16 protein-coding genes and 1 pseudogene are annotated in these 21,006 nt (G+C 68.6%); 9 read left to right on the forward strand and 8 right to left on the reverse strand.

The window, feature by feature from the left end; translation table 11 throughout:
* Nucleotides 1-252: 252 nt before the first annotated feature.
* The gene (locus F8M74_RS34795) at nt 253-933 is read right to left on the reverse strand and encodes a succinate dehydrogenase (RefSeq protein ID WP_141257961.1); all 681 of its coding nucleotides are present in this window, start codon (nt 931-933) and stop codon (nt 253-255) included.
* Between the two features lie 262 nt (nt 934-1,195).
* Here F8M74_RS34795 and F8M74_RS34800 point away from each other — a divergent pair, with 262 nt between their 5' ends.
* From F8M74_RS34800 to F8M74_RS34830, 7 genes are all read left to right on the forward strand, one after another.
* Nucleotides 1,196-2,080 (forward strand): Hsp33 family molecular chaperone HslO, encoded by an 885-nt coding sequence (locus F8M74_RS34800; RefSeq protein ID WP_141257960.1) that lies wholly within the window; start codon nt 1,196-1,198, stop codon nt 2,078-2,080.
* Nucleotides 2,081-2,114: 34 nt separating this feature from the next.
* Nucleotides 2,115-3,146, forward strand: a complete 1,032-nt coding sequence (locus tag F8M74_RS34805) for a Glu/Leu/Phe/Val dehydrogenase dimerization domain-containing protein (RefSeq protein WP_141257959.1) — start codon at nt 2,115-2,117, stop codon at nt 3,144-3,146.
* A gap of 62 nt (nt 3,147-3,208) precedes the next feature.
* Nucleotides 3,209-3,973, forward strand: a complete 765-nt coding sequence (locus F8M74_RS34810) for a phosphoribosyltransferase (protein ID WP_141257958.1) — start codon at nt 3,209-3,211, stop codon at nt 3,971-3,973.
* Between the two features lie 19 nt (nt 3,974-3,992).
* The gene (selB, locus tag F8M74_RS34815; protein WP_141257957.1) at nt 3,993-5,909 is read left to right on the forward strand and encodes a selenocysteine-specific translation elongation factor; all 1,917 of its coding nucleotides are present in this window, start codon (nt 3,993-3,995) and stop codon (nt 5,907-5,909) included.
* Complete coding sequence (locus F8M74_RS34820; RefSeq protein ID WP_141257956.1) at nt 5,906-8,398, forward strand: ATP-binding protein; 2,493 nt, start codon at nt 5,906-5,908, stop codon at nt 8,396-8,398. The genes selB and F8M74_RS34820 overlap by 4 nt, the downstream gene beginning before the upstream one ends.
* Nucleotides 8,395-9,843 (forward strand): sigma-54 dependent transcriptional regulator, encoded by a 1,449-nt coding sequence (locus F8M74_RS34825; protein ID WP_163884700.1) that lies wholly within the window; start codon nt 8,395-8,397, stop codon nt 9,841-9,843. The genes F8M74_RS34820 and F8M74_RS34825 overlap by 4 nt, the downstream gene beginning before the upstream one ends.
* A 413-nt stretch (nt 9,844-10,256) precedes the next feature.
* Nucleotides 10,257-11,093, forward strand: a complete 837-nt coding sequence (locus F8M74_RS34830) for an N-acetyltransferase (protein WP_141257955.1) — start codon at nt 10,257-10,259, stop codon at nt 11,091-11,093.
* 78 nt (nt 11,094-11,171) lie between these two features.
* Here the strand turns inward: F8M74_RS34830 and F8M74_RS34835 are convergent, their stop codons facing one another.
* From F8M74_RS34835 to nuoE, 7 genes are all read right to left on the reverse strand, one after another.
* Entirely contained in the window at nt 11,172-12,731 is a 1,560-nt protein-coding gene (locus F8M74_RS34835; protein ID WP_140853172.1) for an NADH-quinone oxidoreductase subunit N, read from the reverse strand.
* An 18-nt stretch (nt 12,732-12,749) separates the two neighbouring features.
* On the reverse strand, nt 12,750-14,483 hold the full coding sequence (locus F8M74_RS34840) for a NuoM family protein (RefSeq protein WP_141257954.1): 1,734 nt from the start codon (nt 14,481-14,483) through the stop codon (nt 12,750-12,752).
* The gene (gene nuoL / locus F8M74_RS34845; protein ID WP_141257953.1) at nt 14,480-16,708 is read right to left on the reverse strand and encodes an NADH-quinone oxidoreductase subunit L; all 2,229 of its coding nucleotides are present in this window, start codon (nt 16,706-16,708) and stop codon (nt 14,480-14,482) included. The genes F8M74_RS34840 and nuoL overlap by 4 nt, the downstream gene beginning before the upstream one ends.
* 22 nt (nt 16,709-16,730) lie before the next feature.
* Complete coding sequence (gene nuoK, locus F8M74_RS34850) at nt 16,731-17,033, reverse strand: NADH-quinone oxidoreductase subunit NuoK (RefSeq protein WP_011551203.1); 303 nt, start codon at nt 17,031-17,033, stop codon at nt 16,731-16,733.
* A gap of 73 nt (nt 17,034-17,106) precedes the next feature.
* Nucleotides 17,107-17,613, reverse strand: coding sequence for an NADH-quinone oxidoreductase subunit J (locus F8M74_RS34855; RefSeq protein WP_141257952.1), 507 nt, complete (start codon nt 17,611-17,613; stop codon nt 17,107-17,109).
* Entirely contained in the window at nt 17,610-18,950 is a 1,341-nt protein-coding gene (gene nuoF / locus F8M74_RS34860; protein WP_141257951.1) for an NADH-quinone oxidoreductase subunit NuoF, read from the reverse strand. Before nuoF ends, F8M74_RS34855 begins: the two co-directional genes overlap by 4 nt.
* Before the next feature lie 34 nt (nt 18,951-18,984).
* Complete coding sequence (gene nuoE / locus F8M74_RS34865; RefSeq protein WP_141257950.1) at nt 18,985-19,476, reverse strand: NAD(P)H-dependent oxidoreductase subunit E; 492 nt, start codon at nt 19,474-19,476, stop codon at nt 18,985-18,987.
* 105 nt (nt 19,477-19,581) lie between these two features.
* Here nuoE and F8M74_RS34870 point away from each other — a divergent pair, with 105 nt between their 5' ends.
* A complete protein-coding gene (locus F8M74_RS34870; RefSeq protein WP_141257949.1) occupies nt 19,582-20,331 on the forward strand; it encodes a TIGR02266 family protein in 750 nt (249 codons plus the stop codon).
* Between the two features lie 65 nt (nt 20,332-20,396).
* Nucleotides 20,397-21,006, forward strand: a pseudogene (locus F8M74_RS34875) (serine/threonine protein kinase); the annotation flags it as partial.

The raw sequence follows: 21,006 nt of genomic DNA on the forward strand, positions 1-21,006 counted from the left end.
GGGCGGGGGACGTCGGCAGTTCTCCCAGCCGCGCGGGGGAGACAACAACGACTACGGTCAGCCGCCTCCGGACGACATGGGCGGTGGCCATGGCGGCGGCGGCAACGGCGACGACGACATCCCTTTCTAGGTCCGGCTGACGCCAGCGGTGCCCTGGAAATGAAACCGGCCGCTCCCCGGAAGTCTCGGGGGCGGCCGGTGTGCTTCGTGCGCCTGGACTTCCAGGCCCGGGAACGCCGGGCCCGGGCCGCGTCACGGAGGGGTGGCACCCACGGGGCTGAAGGCGGCGCCCGCGGTGTAGAGCGCGTAGATGACCGCCCAGCTCATGGCCGTCAGGACCAGGAAGAGGATGATGACCACCGGCTCGAACTTGCGCATGGAGCGCTCGCTGGAGAGCAGACCCCAGCCCATGGCGAAGCCCTGGAGGCCGTTGGCCAGGTGGTACGAGGTGCCCAGGGTGCCCAGCAGGTAGACGACCAGGGTGGGCACGTGGTGGTGCATCTCCCGGGCGATGTCATCGAACGCCTCCGGGTGACCCAGCACCAGCCGCGGGTAGAGGAACGCCAGCCAGATGTGGGCGCCCAGGAAGGCCAGCACGCCCACCGCGGTGATGCGCTGGAGGATGTACTTGAGGTTGCCGTAGTTGTTGTAGCTGACGTTGTTCGGCCGGAAGCTGAACAGGCGCACCAGGCCCCAGCCGGTGTGCATCAGCAGCGGCAGCAGGACGATGATGAACGTGAAGACCTGGGAGAACGGGTTGGCGTACGTCGTCACCGACTTCTGCCAGGCGTCCGCGCCGTTGAAGGCGGAGAGGTTGTCCCACAGGTGGTTGACGACCCAGATGGACAGGGGAACCACCGCGAGGAACGAGCCCAGGCGGGACTTGAGGAGCGGTGTCTTCGTCTCTACTGCGGCAGCGGCTTGGGTGCTCATCGAATCTCCAGCGGCGGCGCGCGGGCGTCTTGCCGCGTCCACGGTCGAGGGCAGGTGACAGTCGGACGGCGGTTTATAGCCGTTCCAGCGCCGGGGCTGGATTTCTTCCTCACCCCGGCATGCCAGCACACCCACACGGAGGCATAAGGCTGACCTTATGCGTCACCCCGGTCCCCACTGCTGCCCTCCTGCCGGGCGCAGGGGCACCCGCCTTCTGTCGTTGGCGGGCAATGCGGGCTCGGGCACGCTAGTTGCCATCGATATGTCCGACGAGCTTGTCAGTGGAATGTTGAAGAACACGGACCTGCGCGTGGTGCTCGCCACCACGACGGAGCTGTCGCGCCAGGCGCGTGCCACCCATGGCACCGCGCCCGCCGCCGCCGTGCTCCTGTCGCAGGCCCTCACCGCCGCCGCCCTGATGGGGGCCCTGCAGAAGGGCGACTCCCGCATCAACATCCAGGTGGAGTGTGACGGCCCCCTGCGCGGCCTCTTCGTGGATGGGGACACGTCCGGGCTCGTCCGCGGGTACGTGAAGAACACCTACGTGGAGTACTCCGGGAGCGACGGGCAGTACCATTGGCGCCCCGTGCTGGGGAACAAGGGCTTCTTGTCCGTGCTGCGGGATTTGGGCGGCGGCGAGTACTACCGCTCTGCGGTGGAGCTGGAGGCCTTCGACCTGGCGGCCGACCTGGAGCGCTACTTCCGTCAGTCGGATCAGCTCCCGTCACATGTGCTGCTGGCGCAGCTGCCGGAAGGCGGGGCCGCGGAGCCGCTGGGCCGCGTCGCCGGCCTGCTCGTCCAGCCGCTTCCCAACGCGGACATGGAGGCCTTCGCGGCGCTGGGTGAGCGGCTGCGCCGTGACTTCTTGCCCGCGCTCCAGGCGCACGGCGCGGCGGGGGCCACGGCCGTGCTGCGTGCGCTGCTGCCGGAGTCCGACTTCGAGGTCATGTCGCGTTACCCGCTGCGCTTCGGTTGTTCGTGCAGCAAGGACCGCGTGCTGCGCGCGCTCCTGGCCATGGGACGTGAGGAATTGACGGACCTTCTGGAGAAGGAAGGGCAGGCGGAGGCGACGTGCCAGTTCTGCACGACGCACTATGTCATTCCTGGAGACGAAATCCGCGGCATGTTGGAGCGCGGCGCCATTTGACTTGCACGAGGCGCGACGGTACTTGCCGCGCGCCATGAGCTACTTCACGCAGTTGCTTGAGGGCGGCTACGAAGCCGTCCACTTGTTGAGTGATTCCAAGTCGGGCCTGCGTGCCATTGTGGGCATGCACAACACGCGGCTCGGCCCGGGGTTGGGCGGCACTCGCGCGCTGTCCACCTATACCAGTGAGGAAGAAGCCGTCGCAGACGCGCTCCGGCTGGCGCGCGGAATGACATACAAGGCCGCGCTCGCGGGGCTGCCCCACGGCGGCGGCAAGGCGGTCATCATGCTGCCGCGCGGCAGCTTCGACCGTGAGAGGATTTTCGAGTCCTTCGGCCGCGCGGTGGAGTCCCTGGGCGGGCGCTACATCACCACCGAGGACAGCGGCACCAGTCCCGACGACATGGAGCACGTGCGCCGCCACACGAAGTATGTCGTTGGACTGAAGGAGCGCAGCGGAGACCCGTCGCCGGTGACAGCGTATGGCGTGGCGCGCGCCATGGAAGCCACGGCGAAGCACGTCTTCGGCAGCCCGGACCTGAAGGGCCTGCGCGTCACCGTACTGGGCGTGGGGCACGTAGGCATGTACCTGGTGAAGGAGTTGCACCAGCGCGGCGCCAAGGTGTGGGTGAGCGATATCAACCCCGCCAGCGTGCAGCACGCGGTGACGCAGTACGGCGTCACGGCGGTGGACGCCGACGCACTGCATCGAATGGAGGCGGACATCTACGCCCCCTGTGCGTTGGGCGGCGCCATCAACGACACCACCCTGTCGCTGCTGAACGTGAAGGCGGTGTGCGGCGCGGCCAACAACCAGCTGCTCACGTCGCGTCACGGCGAGCAGTTGGCCCAACGCGGCATCCTCTACGTGCCCGACTACGCGGCCAATGCCGGCGGCCTCATCAACGTGGCCCAGGAGTGGGCGGGGTATGACCGGGACAAGGCGTACTCCCGCGCCTCCCTCATCTTCGACACCATCGACACGGTGCTGGCCCGCGCGAAGGAATCCGGCCTGCGCCCCGAGCAGGTGGCGGACCGGATGGTCGAGGAGCGGCTGGCCGGCTGAGCGCCCACGCACGCAGTGCGTGTGTTGCCGCGAAACAAAGGCGACGTCTGGGGTGTGGCCGGATGTGGCCACCGTGCGGTCCTCGGAGTATGACGGGGCCGCACACACCCCAGCCGGAGTTCAGCGCCGTGGCGACCAAGCGGCAGAGCAAGCCCACCGAGAAGGCCTCTTCGAAGAAGTCCCCCACGTCGAAGTCGTCGCGGACGCAGGCGAAGAAGCTCGTCTCCATTCCCGAGGACCTCGTGCTGGCGCCCCAGGTGGAGGCGCCGCGCCAGCCGACAGGGAAGGACCAGTCCCGGGGCCGCTCCGCGTCCAGCGGCGTGAAGGAGCTGACCTGGAAGGAGTTCGACCGCGCGGTCCAGCAACTCGCGGGTTCCATCCAGGAGACCTTTGAACCCCAGGTGGTCGTCGGCGTGGCCCACGGCGGCGTCTTCGTGGGCGGCGCGCTGGCGGGGGCGCTCGGTTGTCCGTTCTTCCCCGTGCGCATCAGTCGCCGCAGCAGGGACCGGGGCAGCACCAACTCCACGCCTCGCACCTCGAAAACGCCGCAGCTCGCCGGGGAGATGCCCGCGGAGCTGAAGGGCCGTCGGGTGTTGATTGTGGATGACGTGGCCTCCAGCGGTGACACGTTGGAGCTGGCCACCGCCCTGGCGCGCGAGGCGGGCGCGAAGAAGGTGGCCACCGCGTGCCTGATGACCAAGCCTGGTGGCTTCTCGCCGGACTACTCCGCGCTCTCCAGCGCCTCGCTCATGGTCTTCCCCTGGGACTACGAGCCTTCCACCGGAGACGCGCGCTTCGACGAGGACCCGGACAAGGCTGGCGCATGAGCCTTGGCGCGGTGACGCCATGATTGTCGGGACGGCGGGCCACATCGACCATGGCAAGACGTCCCTGGTGAAGGTGCTCACCGGCATCGACACCGACCGGCTGAAGGAAGAGAAGCGCCGCGGCATCACCCTGGAGCTGGGCTTCGCCCACCTGACGCTGGATGACGGCACCGTGGCCGGCGTGGTGGACGTTCCGGGCCACGAGCGCTTCGTGAAGGCCATGGCCGCTGGCGCCGGCGGCGTGGACCTGGTGGTGCTGGTGGTGGCCGCGGACGAGGGCGTGATGCCCCAGACGCGCGAGCACCTGGACATCTGCCGGTTGCTGGGCGTGAGGGCCGGCGTCATCGCCCTCACCAAGTCGGACACGCTGGCGGAGCTGGGCCCGGAGTGGCGCGCGCTGGTGGAGGCCGACCTGTCCGCGCTCACCGTGGGGACCTTCCTGGAGTCGGCGCTCGTGGTGGCCTGCTCCGCCAGAACGGGTGCGGGATTGGACGCGCTGCGCGCCGCGCTCACCCGGGCCGCGGCGGCGCTGCCCGAGCGGCCTTCGGAGGGCCCCGCCTTCTTGCCAGTCGACCGCGTGTTCACCATCAAGGGCTTTGGCACGGTGGTGACGGGCACGCTGCTGTCGGGAGCGCTGTCGGTGGATGACGCGGTATCGCTTCTGCCCGGACTGCCCGGTCCGCTGCGCGTGCGCGGGGTGCAGCAGCACGGCGACGCGGTGTCCGCCGTGGAGGCGGGACAGCGCGCGGCGGTGAACCTCACCGGCGTGGAGCCGGAGGCGTTGCGGCGGGGGATGGTGCTGGTACGCGCGGGCGAGCTGCCGGAGACGCGCATGCTCGATGTCGAGTTGACGCTGCTGCCCGCGGCCCCGTCGCCATTGCCTCGTCGCTCGAAGCTGCTGCTGCACCTGGGTACCGCGCAGGTGGAGGCCACGGTGGCGCTGTTGGATGTGGAGCGACTGGAGCCCGGCGAGACGACGCTGGCGCAGCTGCGGCTGGGCACCTCCGTGGGGGCGTTGGTGGGCCAGCGCTTCATCCTGCGCGGCGCGCGAGCCCTTCCGGGACGAGGCGCCACGGTGGCGGGAGGCCGCATCCTGTCCATCTCCCCGCCGAAGCGGCGCAAAGGCGGCGCGTCGGCGGTGGCGCCCCTGCTGGAGGCGGACCCGGCGGGGCAGGTGGCCTGGCTGCTGCGGCAGGCGGGCTATCGCGGGCTGACGCAGCCGGAGCTGTTCGGCCGCTCGGCGCTGGGGCCCCGGGTCCTCACGCGCGCGCTGGAGTTGCTGGGGGCGCGGGGCGGCGCGCTCCTCATCGACCGGGAGCGGCGGCTGTACCTCTCCGGCGATGTCTTCGAGGCGTTGCAGGGCCGCGCCTTGGCGCTGCTGGCCACCTTCCATGAGCGCGAGCCCCTGCGCGAAGGCCTGTCACGCGAGGAGCTGCGGCAGCGGCTGTCCTCCGCGCTGGATGCGCGGGTATTCCAGCGGGTGTTGCAGGTCCTGGTGGAAGGAGGACGGGTGGAACTGGAGCGGGACGTGGTACGCCTCAAGGGGCGCGGCCGCACGCTGAGCCTGGGGGACACCGCCGCTCGGGCGCGGCTGGCGGCAGAGCTGTCCGCCGCGGCCCTGGCGCCTCCCTCGCTTCCTGAGCTGGAGCAGAAGCTCCAGCTCCCCGCCTCCCGGCTGCGTGAGCTGTTGGGCGTCATGGTGGTGGAGGGGGCGGCGGTGCGCGTCTCGGAGGGCTTGTGGTTCGCGGCCGGAGCGCTGGCGTCACTGCGAGAGCGCCTGGTTGCCCACCTGCGCGAGAAGAAGGAGATTACCACCCAGGATTTCAAGGAGATGGTGGGGCAAAGCCGCAAGTTCGTCATCCCCCTGTCCGAATACTTCGACCGGGAGAAGGTCACGCTCCGGGTAGGAGAGAAGCGGGTGCTGCGTCGCGGATGAGTACCAAGCGCTACAGCGAGGCGGAGCTTCGAGCCCTCGTCGACACCTTCCGCAACCCCATGCTGGCGGTGGTGGAGGGACGGGTGCTCGTGGCCAATGACGCCTATGTCGCGTTGCTCGGCCTGCAACGCGCCCAGGTGGAGGGCCGCTCCGTCATGGACTTCATCCAGCCGGAGGACCGCAGCCGCGTGGTCGAGCGCTACTGGCGGGTGGAGGCCGGTGCGCCGCTCCATGAGGGCTCCCAGCTCTTCCAAGTCCCCTGCGCGGATGGCGTGGCGCGCGAGGTGGCCGTCACCGCGTCCCGCTTCGTGTTGGAGCGCGGGGGCGGGGGCCTGCTGCTCAACTGCGTGCCCATGGAGAACCGGCCGCCGGAGATGTCGGTGGCCGAGCGGCTGGTGGAGACCTCCGCGGGGCTGGTGTCCGCGCACTCGGAGAACGCCGTCCGCCGCGTCGCCCTGAAGGGCCTGGAGGCCGCGGGCTTCCGGGCCCGGCTGTTGCGTTGGGACGGCGAGGGCTTGCTGGCTCGGGATGGGGAGCCCCTGCCGGAGGATTCGCGCCTGGGGTTGGAGTCGCTCGCGGACGGGCGTCCCGTCTTTGGCGGCTCGGACCAGGCCGCGCCCACCCACGTCTACCTGCCCGTGGGCGGCCCCCAGGCCGAGGTGCTGTGGGTGGAGGGGCACTGGGTGGCGCCGCACCATGGCTCGGTGTTGATGCTCTTCGCCAAGGTGGTCGGCGCCGCGCTGACGGACGCGCGCGTGAAGGCGGAGAGCGCGCGCAGCCGCTGGGAGATGGAGGCGGTCGCGCAGATGGCGCGCTTCGTCGCGCAGCCGTCTCCGCCCACGCAGGAGGACTTCCTGGAGCGCGTCGCTTCACTGCTCCAGGCGGACGCCGCGGCGCTGCACCTCTCGACGCCTCCCGAAGTCACGCTGACGCTGTCCTCACACGTGGGCTTTCAGGACGCGGCGGACGCGCGCCGGCTCACGGGCGTGCTGTCGTGTGGCGCGGAGGGCGCGCTGTCCTCGTCCGCGGACGAGGCCCTGCTGGCGGAGCAGTCCGGAGGGCGGTTGGGGGCGGGCGCGGCGGTGTGTCTGACTCGCGGCGGCGAGGTGTGCGGGATGCTCCAGGTGCTGCGTGCGCCGGGGAAGCCCTTCGACGAACGGGACCTGCGCCTGCTGGGCACGCTGTCGGAGTTGCTGGTGACGCTGCTGGAGCAGCGCCGGCTGCGGGCCGAGTCCTCGCGCCAACTGGCCGAGACGCGCCTCCTGCTGGACCTGGCGCGCACCACGTCCGGCGTGCTGGAGACATCGAGCATCCTGGACGTGGCCGCCGACTTCCTCGTCCGCCTGCTGGACGTGTCCAACTGCTACATCCTGCTGTACGACGAGGGCGCCCGGCTGCTGCGCGGCGCCGCGGCCTCCATCGCGCATCGCGACTACTTCCGCACGGTGGTGCTGCCCCTCCATGGAGACGGCCTGGCGGCGCGCGTGGCTCGTGAGCGCAGGCCCGTCGCGGTGGAGGACGTGTCCGCCGCGGACGGAGGCTTCAACCCGGAGCTCGCGCACCGCTTCGACGAGAAGGCGCTGCTGGCGCTGCCGCTCACCTCGCGCGAGGAGCTCATCGGCGTGGTGGTGGTGGACGACACGCGGGGCCCGCGCGCCTTCGGTCCGGAGCTCATCGAGCTGGCGGAGGCCACGTGTGGCCAGCTGGCGTTGTCCATCGCCAACGCGCGCCTGTACGAGTCACTGTGGGCCAGCTACGCGGAGCTGGCCGCCACGCGCGCGGAGATGGTGAAGCGCGAGCGGCTGGCCGCGCTGGGCGAGCTGTCCGCGATTGTCGCCCACGAGGTGCGCAATCCGCTGGGCGTCATCTTCAACGCGGTGGCTTCGCTGCGCCGGCTGTTGGTGCCGGGCGGGGACGCGGCCATGTTGCTCGACATCCTGGGAGAGGAGAGCGACCGGCTCAACCGCATCGTCGGTGACTTGCTGGACTACACGCGTCCCAGGGACCCGGTGCTCCAGCAGGAGGACCTGGGACGCGTGCTCCAGGATTCGCTGGAGGCCGCGCGGATGCAGGGCGGCGGCGCGGACCGCTCCATCCGCATCCAATCCGACGTGGAGCCCGGCCTGCCGCCGGTCCCCATGGACCGGCGCCTCATCCGACAGGCGCTGGTCAACGTGGCGGTCAACGCCATCCAGTCCATGCCGCAGGGTGGACTCGTGCAGGTTCGTGCGCGCCGTGAAGCCCACGCGGGGCGCGAGCAGCTGCGCATCGACGTGGTGGACCAGGGCCCGGGCATCCCCGCCGAGCTGCTCCACCGCGTCTTCGAGCCGTTCTTCACCACCAAGGCCCAGGGCACCGGCCTGGGGCTGGCCGTCGTCAGGCGCATCCTCGAGGAGCACCGGGGCGAAATCGCCGTGGATAGCATCCCGGGGCGCGGTACCACCTTCACCTTCCGGCTGCCGTTCTCGCAGCCTCCGTCCTTCCCATGACCGACGCGAACACTCCGCCGACCCGAGGACGGCTCCTCGTCGTGGACGACCAGCGCAACATGCGCGCCACCACCGCCCTGTTGCTGCGGGCGGAGAACTACACCGTCTTCGAGGCCGCCACCGGCGAGGAAGCCCTGGCCCAGCTCGCCAGCGGTAGCATCGACCTGCTGCTGACGGACCTGAAGATGGAGCCCATGGACGGGCTCACGCTCCTACGGCGCGCGCTGGAGGTGGCACCCCGGCTCCAGGTCATCATGATGACGGCCTTCGGCTCCATCGAGAGCGCCGTGGAGGCCATGCGCCTGGGGGCCTACGACTATGTCACCAAGCCCTTCAAGGAGAGTGAGCTGCGCTACCGCGTGGAGCGCGCCCTGGAGCGTGCGCGCCTGCAGCGCGACGTGGACAACCTCACCACCGACTTCAACCAGCGCCACGGCCTGTCCGCCCTCGTGGGGCGCAGCGCCGCCATGCGCGAGCTCACCACGCGGCTGATGCGCGTGGCGCAGAGCGACGCCACCGTCCTCATCCAGGGAGAGAGCGGCACGGGCAAGGAGCTGGTGGCTCGCGCGCTCCATGCGCACAGCCGCCGCAAGGCCCGCTCCTTCGTGCCCGTCAACTGCGCGGCCATCAGCGAGTCATTGCTGGAGAGCGAGCTGTTCGGCCACGCCAAGGGTGCCTTCACCGGCGCGGTGAAGTCCCGCCGGGGCCTCTTCGAGGAGGCGGACGGGGGCACGCTCTTCATTGACGAGGTGACGGAGACCAGCCCCACCTTCCAGTCCAAGCTGCTGCGCGCGCTGCAGGAGGGCGAGGTCCGCCGCGTCGGTGAGTCCACCGCGCTGCGCGTCGACGTGCGCATCGTCGCCGCCACCAACCGGGACATCGAACTGGAGGTGCGCGACAAGCGCTTCCGGCAGGATCTCTTCTACCGCCTCAACGTGGTGGCCCTCCGCGTCCCGCCCCTGCGCGAGCGCCTGGAGGACGTGCCAGCGCTGGCGGAGCACTTCCTGGAGCGGGCCAATGCCCGCAGCCCCAACCCCAAGCGCCTGTCCGCCGCCGCGGTGTCTCACCTGATGAGCTACAGCTTCCCCGGCAACGTGCGCGAGCTGGAGAACCTGGTGGAGCAGGCCGCCGCGCTCGCGGAGGGCGATGAGCTGCTGCCCGAGGACTTCCCCGTGCGACAGGGCCGCATGACGCCGGCCCATGGCACCCCTAGCGTCGCCTTCCTGGACGGGCAGGGCGGGGCGCTCGGACGCAACGCCAGCGCGGGGCCCACGCTGGCCCAGGTTGTGGAGGAGGCGGAGCGCCACGCCATCACCCAGGCCCTGGAGCGGCACGGGGTGGACCTGGCCCGCGTCGCCGATGAACTCGGCGTTTCTTCCACCACCCTCTGGCGGAAGATGAAGCGGCTCAACCTCCGTCCGCCCAGTGAGCTGGCCCGGGAATAGCCCTGGAGTAGGGGGAAGACTCACCCATGTAACTTTCCCGCGGCCATGGATTCAGATCCGAAATGGACGGGTTCATAGGTGAAAAAGGCAAGTGGCTGAATTTGCTCATCTTTTTCACTTATGAAACTCCATTGCAGCCATGAAATGGGGCGGTGGGGCAAGCGCAGCGTCAGTTAGTCCTTCAAGTGCTTGAGAAAACTAGAGTTTCTCCCCGCGAGGCTGCTGGCACGGCGACTGCTAAGGGAACACGCGGGACACATCGAAGCGAGGCTGAAGGCGGTTCCCCCCCACCCCTTCAGCACTTCCGGTGAGTCACCTTGAGAAGACCCGCGGCCCGGCACCTCTTTGGGGTGTCGGGCCGCCTTCTTTTCCGCGTCTGTAGCTGCCTCAGCTCGCGACGAAAGGAAGCGCAGGTGGGTTCCTCTGAAGCTCAGTGGGTGCTGCGTCCCGGTCGGCCGGAAGACCACGCTGTCTTTGCCCGGCTGTTTCTTGAACTCGGGGTGGATGAGCCCCCGCCGCCCGAGCCCGTCTGGGCGGCGGAAATCGCTCAGCTCTCCCTGTTCGCCGAAGGTCCCCAGTGTGTGGGCGCCTATGCCGTGACGAACCTCCTGGGGGACTTCGGGTTCGTGAGGCAACTGGTGGTGGCGCCGTTCGCCCGGGGGCAGGGACTGGGGCGGAGGATGATGACGCACCTGGCCGGGCACTTTCGCGCACAAGGGTGCACCCACTGGGGCCTCAACGTGAAGCGGGACAACACGCCCGCGCTCACGCTCTACACCTCGCTGGGAATGCGGCCGGCTCGCGAGGCCATCACGTTGCGGGTGACGCGGGCCCACCTGGCTGCGTTCCCCCCCGCGTCACCAGACGGGGCCGTGGTACCGGTGTCGCTGGAGGACTGCGGCGCGCTGACGGAGGCCTTCGGGATGATTCCCGGCAAGTTGGCGGCCTCCGCGGCCAGTGACTCGCACCGGCTGCTGGGGCTCGTCGACCCCCAAGCCCGTGCACGCCGGTGGTTGGGGATGATGGACCTGCGCCCCGGGCCCGTCTTGTTTCCCTTCTTCGCGGTGTCTCCCGAGCATGCGCGGACACTGCTCGAAGAGGCCTTCAGCCGGCTGGGGGAGGGCGCGTCCTCGCTGAATGTCTCGGTGATGGATGACGCGCCACTGGTGCACCTGCTCCGCGAAGCGGGAGCGCAGACTCGCCTCGAGACGCTGGAGCTTCGCGGCCCATTGGTGGACGCGTCTCCTTGATTCACGGGCGTGTGAAAACACGACGCCCGCCCAGGCACGAAGCCGGGGCGGGCGGGGTGTGACGGCGGAGGCGGGAGGCTACTGGCCGAAGATGCTGCTGGCCTGCTCCAGCCACCCCATGACGGGGCCGGGGATGATGCCCAGAATCACGACCGCCGCGGTGGACAGCACCAGCGCCAGTTCGGTGGACCAGCTCTTCTCGAGCGCCTGCGCACCCTCCGGCACCGGCCGCATGAACATGTAGACCACCACGCGCAGGTAGTAATAGATGCCCACCGCGCTGGAGAGCACGCCGACGATGGTGAGGCCGATGAGGCCCGCGTCCACGGCGGCCTGGAAGATGAGCAGCTTGCTCATGAAGCCGATGGTGGGCGGGATGCCACCCAGCGACAGCATGAAGGCCGCCATCGCGAAGGCCCAGCCCGGCTTGCGCTGCGCCAGCCCGCTGAAGCGCTCCAAGTCCCACGCGGTGCCCTTCTCCTCGTCCTCGCGACGCTCCAGGACGGAGACGATGGTGAAGGCGCCCACCGCGCTGAACGTGTACGCCAGCAGGTAGTAGAGGATGCCGCGCAGCGCCTCCGCGCGGGCCAGGTCCAGCGGGGTGCCACCCGTCAGCGCGGACGCACCCAGCAGGCGGAACTGCTCGCCCGGGCCGGTGACGAAGAGGGCAGCCACGCCCACCAGCAGGTAGCCGGCGTGGGCAATGGACGAGTACGCCAGCATGCGCTTCACGTTGCGCTGCGGAATCGCCAGCAGGTTGCCCGCCACCATGGTGAGGAAGGCCAGCACGGAGAACAGGCTCAGCAGAATCTGCGGGTCCACGCCCTTGCCCACCATGAAGAACACGCGGACCATCGCCGCGAAGGCGGCCGCCTTCACGCCCACGCTCATCAGCGCGGTGACCGGCGTCGGCGCGCCCTCGTAGACGTCCGGCGTCCACATGTGGAACGGCACCGCGGCGACCTTGAAGGCGAAGCCCGTGATCACCAGGATGATGCCCGCGTACACCAGGCCCGGCTGCGACGACATGGCGGTGGACAGCGGACCGGCCATGGCCGTCAGGTGGGTGGTGCCGGTGGCGCCGTAGAGCAGCGCCGCGCCGTAGAGCAGCACCGCGGACGAGAAGGCGCCCAGGATGAAGTACTTGAAGCCCGCCTCGCTCGGCCGCGTGCCACGCCGCAGGTACGACGTCAGCGCGTAGGTGGAGAGGGAGAGGACCTCGATGTTGACGAAGAGCGTGATGAGCTCGTTCGACATCGCCAGCAGGCTCATGCCCGCCGAGGCGAACAGCATCAGCGCGTAGAACTCACCGCGCTCCGCGCCGCGCTTGCGCAGGAAGCTCACCGAGCTCAGGGTCGCCAGCGCCAGGCCCACGCACACCACGAAGGTGAGGAAGCTGGAGAAGGGGTCCATCACGCCGAAGCCGAGCATCACCTCCTGGGGTGGCTCGAACATCGTCGTCAGCGCCATGGCGCCGGCCGCCACCGCCGTCACCACGGTGAGCACCGCCTGGTACGCGCGCGACGCCGTCGTAGAGAGGAACACCTCCGACAGCAGCAGGATGGAGGCACCCACCACCATGATGATGGCGGGCAGCAGCGGGAGGAAGTCCGCCAGGCTGAGATTGGGCAGGTTCATGTCGGAAGCTCAGGCGGCTTACTGCCGCGGCGAGGGAACGGCCGGGGCGGCGGCCAGCGGAACGGGCGCGGACGGCGCGGCGACGACCTGACGGGATGGCAGGGACATCACCTCTACCCGAAGCCGGTCCTCCTGCAACTCGGCCCCCGGCGTGCCCACGCGGGCGCGGGCCAGGAAGCGGTCCGTGGACGGCTCCAGTCGGTCCAGGAAGGGCTGCGGCTGCAGACCCATCACGGCGACCAGGATGATGAAGGGAAGCACCGTGAGGCCCTCACGCAGGTTCATGTCCGTCAGGTGCTGGTTCTCCCGGTGCGTGATGCCACCGAAGAACACCTTCTGGACCATCCACAGCATGTAGGCGGCGCCCAGGATGACGCCCAGCGTGGCGAACCCGCCGAACACCGCCGTCAGGTGCGGGTTGCCCGCGGCCTCGCCCAGGTCGCTCTTGAAGGTGCCCAGCAGGACCAGGAACTCACCGATGAAGCCGTTGGTGCCCGGCACCGCGATGGAGGAGAAGGTGATGATGACGAAGGCCGCGGTGAACACCGGCATCACCTTCGCGATGCCGCCGTAGTCCGCCATCAGGCGCGAGTGGCGCCGCTCGTACAGGTAGCCGAACAGGAGGAACAGCGCGCCCGTGGACACACCGTGGTTGAGCATCTGGTACGCGCTGCCCGTGGCGCCCTCGGCCGTAATCGCCAGGATGCCCAGCATGCAGTAGCCCAGGTGGCTGACCGACGAGTACGCGATGAGCTTCTTGATGTCCCGCTGCGCCAAGCACATCAGCGCGCCGTACACGATGCCGATGACGGCCAGCGTGGCCAGGAAGGGCCGCGCCTGCTGCGTGGCCACCGGGAAGAAGGGAATGGCGTAGCGCCAGAAGCCGAAGGTCCCCATCTTCAGGGTGACACCGGCCAGAATCATGGAGCCAGCCACCGGTGCCTGCACGTGCGCGTCCGGCAACCAGGTGTGCAGCGGCCACATGGGGACCTTGACGGCGAACGCAATGGCGAACGCCGCGAACAGCCACGGACCCCAGGTGTGCAGCGTGGCGGCCAGCCCGGTGAGCGAGTCACACGCGCCCGCGGGCCCCGCGGTGCATGCGCTGAGCTGACGGTTGGCGTCCAGCAGGCCGTTGTAGATGCTCGCGTAGTCGAACGAGCGGGCACCCACCGGCGTGCTGATGAAGTACACGGCGATGATGGCCACCAGCATCAGCAGCGAGCCGGCCAGCGTGTAGAGGAAGAACTTCACCGCCGCCATCTGGCGGTCCTCGGCGCCCCACACACCCACCAGGAGGTACATGGGGATGAGCATGGCCTCGAAGAAGATGTAGAAGAGCAGCACGTCCAGCGACACCAGCGCGCCCAGCATCGTCGTCTGGAGCACCAGCAGCGCCAGGTGGAACTCCTTGATGCGGAACTTGATGTACGTGGTGGACGCCAGCACCACCAGGGGCCCCAGGAAGACGGTGAGCAGCAGCAGGCTCACGGCCAGGCCGTCCACGCCAATGTGGTAGCTGGTGCCGAACAGGTCGAACCAACGCGCCCGGTACTCGAGCTGGAACTCCGGTCCGCCCGGCACGTACTTCATGTAGGCCCAGACCCCGAACACCAGGTCCAGCACCATGGCGATGAACGTGACGGTGCGAATCTGGCCGCTCTCGCCGGCCGGCAGCAGCGCCACCAGCGCCGCGAACACCAGCGGCAGGAAGACGACGAGGTTGAGCAGGTGGTTGTCGAAGAAGCTCATTGCATCACCTGGATGAGGGCGTAGGCCATCCCGCCCAACAGGGCGATGGCCATCACAGCGGCGTAGGCCTGGGCGTCGCCCGACTGCACGTAGCGGAGCGCACTGCCCACGCGCGCCGTCACCCACGCCGTGCCGCGGACCGCCACGGTGTCGATGACGAGCGCGTCCACCACGCGGAAGAGAAGGAAGCTCATGAACTTCACGGGACGGATGACAATCAGCTCATAGAGCTCGTCCACGTAGAACTTGTTGAGCGCCAGAGGGCGCACCGCGCGGATGAAGGCGGGATCCGGCAGACCCACGCGCGAAGGGAAGTAGCGCAGGTAGAGGAAGGCCGCCGCGCCGCCACCCGCCAGGGCCACGGCCCAGGCCTTGAGGTAGTCCGGCACCAACTGCGGGCGGCTGGTGTCCAGCGCCACCAGCGCGCTGGCGTCGGTGATGCGCTTGGTCGCGCTGAACACGGGGCTCAGGAAGTTGTCGAGCACCGGCTGCGCCGTCATGTTGAAGAGGTCGATGCCGAACGCGTACCGCGCGGCGACCACGCTCAGGACGGCCAGCACCACCAGCGGCAGGGTCATCTGCCAGGCGCTCTCATGGGCGTGGGCCACCCGGGCCTCCTTCGAGCGGGGACCCTCGAAGGTGAGCAGGTACACGCGCGTCATGTAGAACGCGGTGGACGCCGCGATGAGCAGGCCCAGGTAGTAGACGAGGCTGGACACCCACTCCAGGCCCTGCAGGTGGTTGTGGTGCACGCCGTGCAGGATGGCGTCCTTCGAGAAGAAGCCGGACAGCGGGATGATGCCGGTGATGGCCAGGGTGGCGACCAGGAAGGTGGCCCAGGTCCAGGGCATCTCCTTGCGCAGGCCACCCAGCTTCTTGATGTCCGTCTCGTCGCCGTTGCCGTGCATCACGCTGCCGGCGCCGAGGAAGAGGCAGGCCTTGAAGAAGGCGTGCGTCATCAGGTGGAACACCGCCGCCCAGAAGATGCCCATGCCCACGCCCATGAACATGATGCCCAGCTGGGACACCGTGGAGTAGGCGAGCACCTTCTTGATGTCGTCCTGCGCGAAGGCGATGAGCGCCGCCAGCAGCGAGGTGAGCGCGCCGATGATGGCGATGGTCGCCATGGCGGTGGGGCTCAGCACCAGCAGCGCGGACATGCGGCTGAACAGGTAGACGCCGGCGGTCACCATCGTCGCGGCGTGGATGAGGGCGGAGACCGGCGTCGGGCCGGCCATGGCGTCCGGCAGCCAGACGTAGAGGGGCAGCTGCGCGCTCTTGCCCGCGGCGCCCAGGAGGAACAGCAGCATGGCCGCCGTCATCACGCCGCCGAAGGTGTAGCCCTCGAGCGGGCCCGCCTCGATGGGGGTGCTCAGGTCGACCTTGTCCGCGGAGCCGTCCACCAGGCCCTCGGCCATCTTCTCCAGGCCCTTGAACGTCACCGGGCCCTTCTTCTCCAGCGCGGCCGTGTAGTGCTGCGCGGTGGTGCCGGCGTTGTTGTAGTCCGCCGCGTTCGACTGCTGGGTGAAGGCGGAGACCAGCAGCACCAGCAGGAAGGTGCCGATGAGGAACGCGAAGTCACCGATGCGGTTGGTGACGAAGGCCTTGCGCCCGGCCCAGGCCTTGGCCGGGTCGTCGTACCAGAAGCCGATGAGCAGGTAGCTGGCCATGCCGACGCCCTCCCAGCCCACGAAGAGCAGGATCAGGTTGTCGGCCAGCACCAGCGTCAGCATCGCCGCGACGAACAGGTTCAGGTACGCAAAGAACCGCCAGTACGCGGCGTCGTGCTCCATGTAACTGGTGGAGTACAGGTGGATGAGGAAGCCGACGCCGGTGATGATGAGCAGCAGGATGCCGGACAGATGGTCCACCATCAGGCCGAAGTTCACCCGGAAGTCGCCCACCGAGAACCAGGTGCCGTAGTCGTACGCGAGCGCGTAGCGCACGAAGTCCCGCTCGATGCCGAACGGGTTGGGGAAGATGGCCGCCAGCCGACCCGTCTCGGGGTTGTGGTGGCTGGTGGCCCAGAAGGCCAACAGGCTCAGGACGAAGGAGCCGGCCACCGCCGCACAGGCGACGAGCTGGACGTTGGCCCGGCCCATCATCTTGCCGAACACACCGCAGATGAACGCGCCCAGCAGGGGCAGCGCGATGATGAGCCAGAGCGAGGGCGCCAGGATGTCTGGCGCCACGGGTGCCGCCCGGAAGAATTCGACGAGAGTCATGACAGTGGCTCCTGGGGGGGCATCAGTGCTTCATCGTCCGGAGGTCTTCCAGCAGGATGCTGCCCCGGCTCCGGAAGACGGCGATGACGATGGCCAGACCGATGGCGGCTTCCGCCGCCGCCACCGCGATGACGAAGAAGGCGGACACGTGGCCGAGGTTGTCACCGCGCATGCGCGCGAAGGCCACGAACGTGAGGTTGGCCGCGTTGAGCATCAGCTCCACGCTCATGAAGACGACCAGCGCGTTGCGGCGAACGAGCACACCGAACATGCCCATGCAGAACAGGGCGGCGGCAAGCAGGAGATAGTAGGTGATGGGAACCATGGGCCGATTCGGGGCCTCGCGAGCGGCTACCTGCGCCGCCATCTAGCACAGAAAAGTTGTCCGGGATGGGCGATCAGATCCGCGACTTGGCCACGACGACTGCGCCCACCATGGCCACCAGCAGCAGCAAGCTCACAGCTTCGAAAGGGAACAGCCACTGGGTGAAGATGACCTGACCCATGGTGGCGATGGTGCCGAAGGAGGCCTGGGCTCCCGTGCTCAGCGTGGCCGGCTCGGCGGGCAGCTTCAGGAGGATGATGGCCAGGACCGCGAACAGGCCCACCGTCGCCGCGCCGCCCGCGACGCGCGCCACCGTGGGCTTGCCACGCGTGGACGACTCTCCCAGGTTGAGCAGCATGATGACGAACAGGAAGAGCACCATGATGGCGCCCGCGTACACGAGCACCTGCATGACGGCCACCGTGTGCGCCCACAGCAGCACGTAGATGCCGGCCATGAAGAAGAACGTGGACACCAGCGCCATGGCCGAATTGATGGGGCTGCGCGCGAAGATGACCGTTCCAGCCGACAGCAGCGTCAGGAGCGCGAACGCCCCGAAGAGGATGAGCTCGATGTTCAAGACCAGTCTCCGAACGAACCCCAGGGCTTGTCGCCGAACGGGCAGCGGTGCTCACGGATGTGAGCCTCGAACTCGTCCCGGAACCGCATGAGGAACGAGTGCGTGGGCAGCGCCGCCGCGTCGCCGAGCGCGCAGATGGTGTTACCCAGGCCGATGGGCGGGTAGGGGGCGATCGACGACGCGACGTTGGACAGCATGTCGATGTCGCCCGGCTCGCCGCGGCCCTCTTCGATCTTGCGCAAGAGGCGCGTCTGCCAGGGCGTGCCTTCACGGCACGGCGTGCACTGGCCGCACGACTCTTCCGCGTAGAAGCGGGCCACGCGCCACAGGCTGCGCACCATGCAGGTGGCGTCGTCCATGACGATGACGCCGCCGGAGCCCGCCATGGTCTGCTTCACCTTGAGGGCCTCGAACTCCATGGCCACGTCCAGCTCGTCCGCGCCCAGCACCGGCGCCGAGGAGCCGCCCGGAATCACGGCCTTCACCTTGCGGCCCGCGGGCATGCCCCGGCCGTACTTGTCGTCGTAGATGAGCTCGGCGAGGGTCGTGAACATCGACACCTCGTAGACGCCCGGCCGGTTCACCGTGCCGGAGAGGCAGACGAGCCGCGTGCCGCCCGACTTGTCGGTGCCCAGCTTCGCGTAGGCGTCCGCGCCCTGCTGGAAGATGGCGGGCACGCTGGCCAGCGTCTCCACGTTGTTCACCACCGTGGGGCAGCCGAAGAGGCCCACCACCGCGGGGAAGGGCGGCTTCAGGCGGGGCCAGCCCTTCTTGCCTTCCAGGCTCTCCAGCAGCGCCGTCTCCTCGCCGCAGATGTACGCGCCCGCGCCGCGGACCAGGTAGCAGTTCAGCTCGTAGTCCTTGCCCAGGACCTTCTTGCCGAAGATGCCCGCCTTGTAGGCCTCGTCGATGGCCGCCTGCGTGCGCTCCGCCGGGAACTTGAACTCGCCGCGCAGGTACACGTAGCAGGTGTGCACGCCCAGCGCGTAGGCCGCGATGGCGATGCCCTCCAGCATCATGTGCGGGTCGTCTTCCAGGATGTAGCGGTCCTTGAATGTGCCCGGCTCGGACTCATCGCCGTTGACCGCCAGGTACTTCGGCTTGGGGCTGTCCTTGGGGACGAAGCTCCACTTGAGGCCCGTGGGGAAGCCGGCGCCGCCGCGACCGCGGAGGTTCGACTTCTTCACCTCGTCGATGATGGCGGCGGGCTCCATCTGGAGCGCCTTCTTCAGCGCCTCGTAGCCCCCCCGCTTGCGGTAGCTGTCCAGGGTCCAGGACTGAGGCTTACCCCAGGCCGCCGAGATGATCGGTTCGATCGCCTTTGCCGTAGAGGCCATGTGATGACGTCCTAAGCCTAAGAAGGGTGGGGGTTCAGCTCAACTTGGCGAGGATGGCATCCAGCTTCGCCTGGGTCAGGCTTTCGTGGTGATCCTCGTTGATCTGCAGGCAGGGCGCAGTACCGCACGAGGCCAGGCACTCGGTCTCTCGCAAGGTGAACTTCTCGTTGGCTTCACCTGCCTTGAGGCCCAGCTTCTCCTCCAGGTAGGCGAGCATCTTCTCCGCGCCCCACAGCGAGCAGGACAGGTTCGTGCAGACGTCGATGACGTACTTGCCCGGCTTCTTGAGGTGGTACATCACGTAGAAGCTGGCCACTTCCATGGCCCGCTCGGGAGTGACCTCCAGATGCTTCGCCACCAGCCGCAACCCTTCCGGGGGCAGCCATCCCTTGATTTCCTGGAGCAGACGCAGCGCTGGGAGCATGCCCGCGCTTTTCCGATCCGGGGGGTAGTGGGAGATGATCTCCGCGATTCCCGCGTCGAACTTCTTCTGCTCTTCTTCAGAGGTGAACAGGGGCTCCGCCATGGCGGGCCGGTACGTATTGCCCCAATGGCTACGTTGTCAACATAAACCCTCGAAGCTACACTGGGTTGCCATCAGCAAATTGCCGAGCGATTTCAAGCCCTTGTTATGAACCCGGGTCCAGAGGACAAGCGCCAGCACCCCCGCGTCCCGGCCGTGCTGAGAGTGGACTACACGGACGGGCGCCAGGCCCGCGACGTGACGGAGAACCTGTCCCACGAGGGCCTGTTCGTCCAGACGGACCAGGCCTTCGTCAGGGGGGACGAAGTCCGGCTCGCACTTTCTTTCCCGGGACTGCTGGATCCGGTAGAAGTCAGCGGAACCGTGGCCTGGCTGCGGCCAGCGGGCTCCGATCAGCCTGCGGGCGTCGGCGTTCGCGTGGAGCGCGAGCAGGACCGGCGGAAACTGGGTGACATCTTGAGTGCGGCAGGAGCAGACAGCCACGCGTCCCACGCAGCGCACGAGGGGTATCGTGTGCTCATCGTCGAGGACAACCCGCACATCATCGAGATGTACAGCTACGTGCTGAAGAAGCTGGCCAGCGGCGAGCTGCACGGAAAGGTCCCCCTGGAGGTCCACTTCGCGCCGGACGGGCACCACGCGCTGCTGATGCTGCGCGAGGACCGCTTCAATCTGGTGATGACGGACCTCTACATGCCGGTGATGGACGGCTTCGCCCTGGTGGAGCGGATGCGCGAGGAAGAAGCGCTGCGCACCATCCCCATCATCGCCATCTCCGCCGGCGGCAAGGAGGCGCAGGATCGCGCCATGCAACTGGGCGTGGACATCTACCTGCGCAAGCCGGTGCGTTTCGTGGAAGTCCTGGAGACGGTGAAGCAGCTCTTGCGCATCAAGTAGGGGCGCGTTTTACCGCCAGTCATCCGTTGAGCCACGGCGTGGGGACGGCATAGAGTCGCTTCCCCATGCAGAAGCCCGCCCTCAATCGCGACACCGTCAGTGGCGAGGCGCTGTTCATCCTCCGGAACCTGAGGGAGAACGGCCGTCTTGGACGCTCGAACAAGCTGGCAGACGTGAAGGCCGCACTCGAGCCATCCGTGTCGCTCGAGTTCGACAACTACTTCTTCTTCCTGCGCAAGTTCCACTACATCGCCATGGACCGCGAGGCCCAGCTCAAGCTCACCGACCAGGGTGAGCAGGTGGCGGGTGGGGAGCTGAACGAGCGCTTCTCCCTGGAGGTCGGTGAGTTCTTCGCCGATCAGCTGGCCGCCGCCGCGGACGCGCCCCTGGAGGGGGCCGGTGGGGACGAGTCGCTGATGGTTCCTCCGCCCCCGCCGGAGCTGCTGCTGGATGAGGCCGAGGTCGACGGCGCGCCGCCCGTGCCCTCCGGCCCGCCCGCGCCGCCGCCCATGCCGCCGGTGCGCAGCTCGCGCTCGGCCATGCCCGCGCTGGACCTGGGCATGCCGTCCGCGGCCATCCCCATGCCGCCGCCGTCAGCCGAGCCCCGCCGCGAGGCCACCGTCATCGTCCAGGGGCCCTTCACCGCGTCGAACACCCCCGCGTCGTCCCCCATCC

The organism is Myxococcus sp. CA023 (assembly GCF_010998615.1).
GTDB lineage: Bacteria > Myxococcota > Myxococcia > Myxococcales > Myxococcaceae > Myxococcus.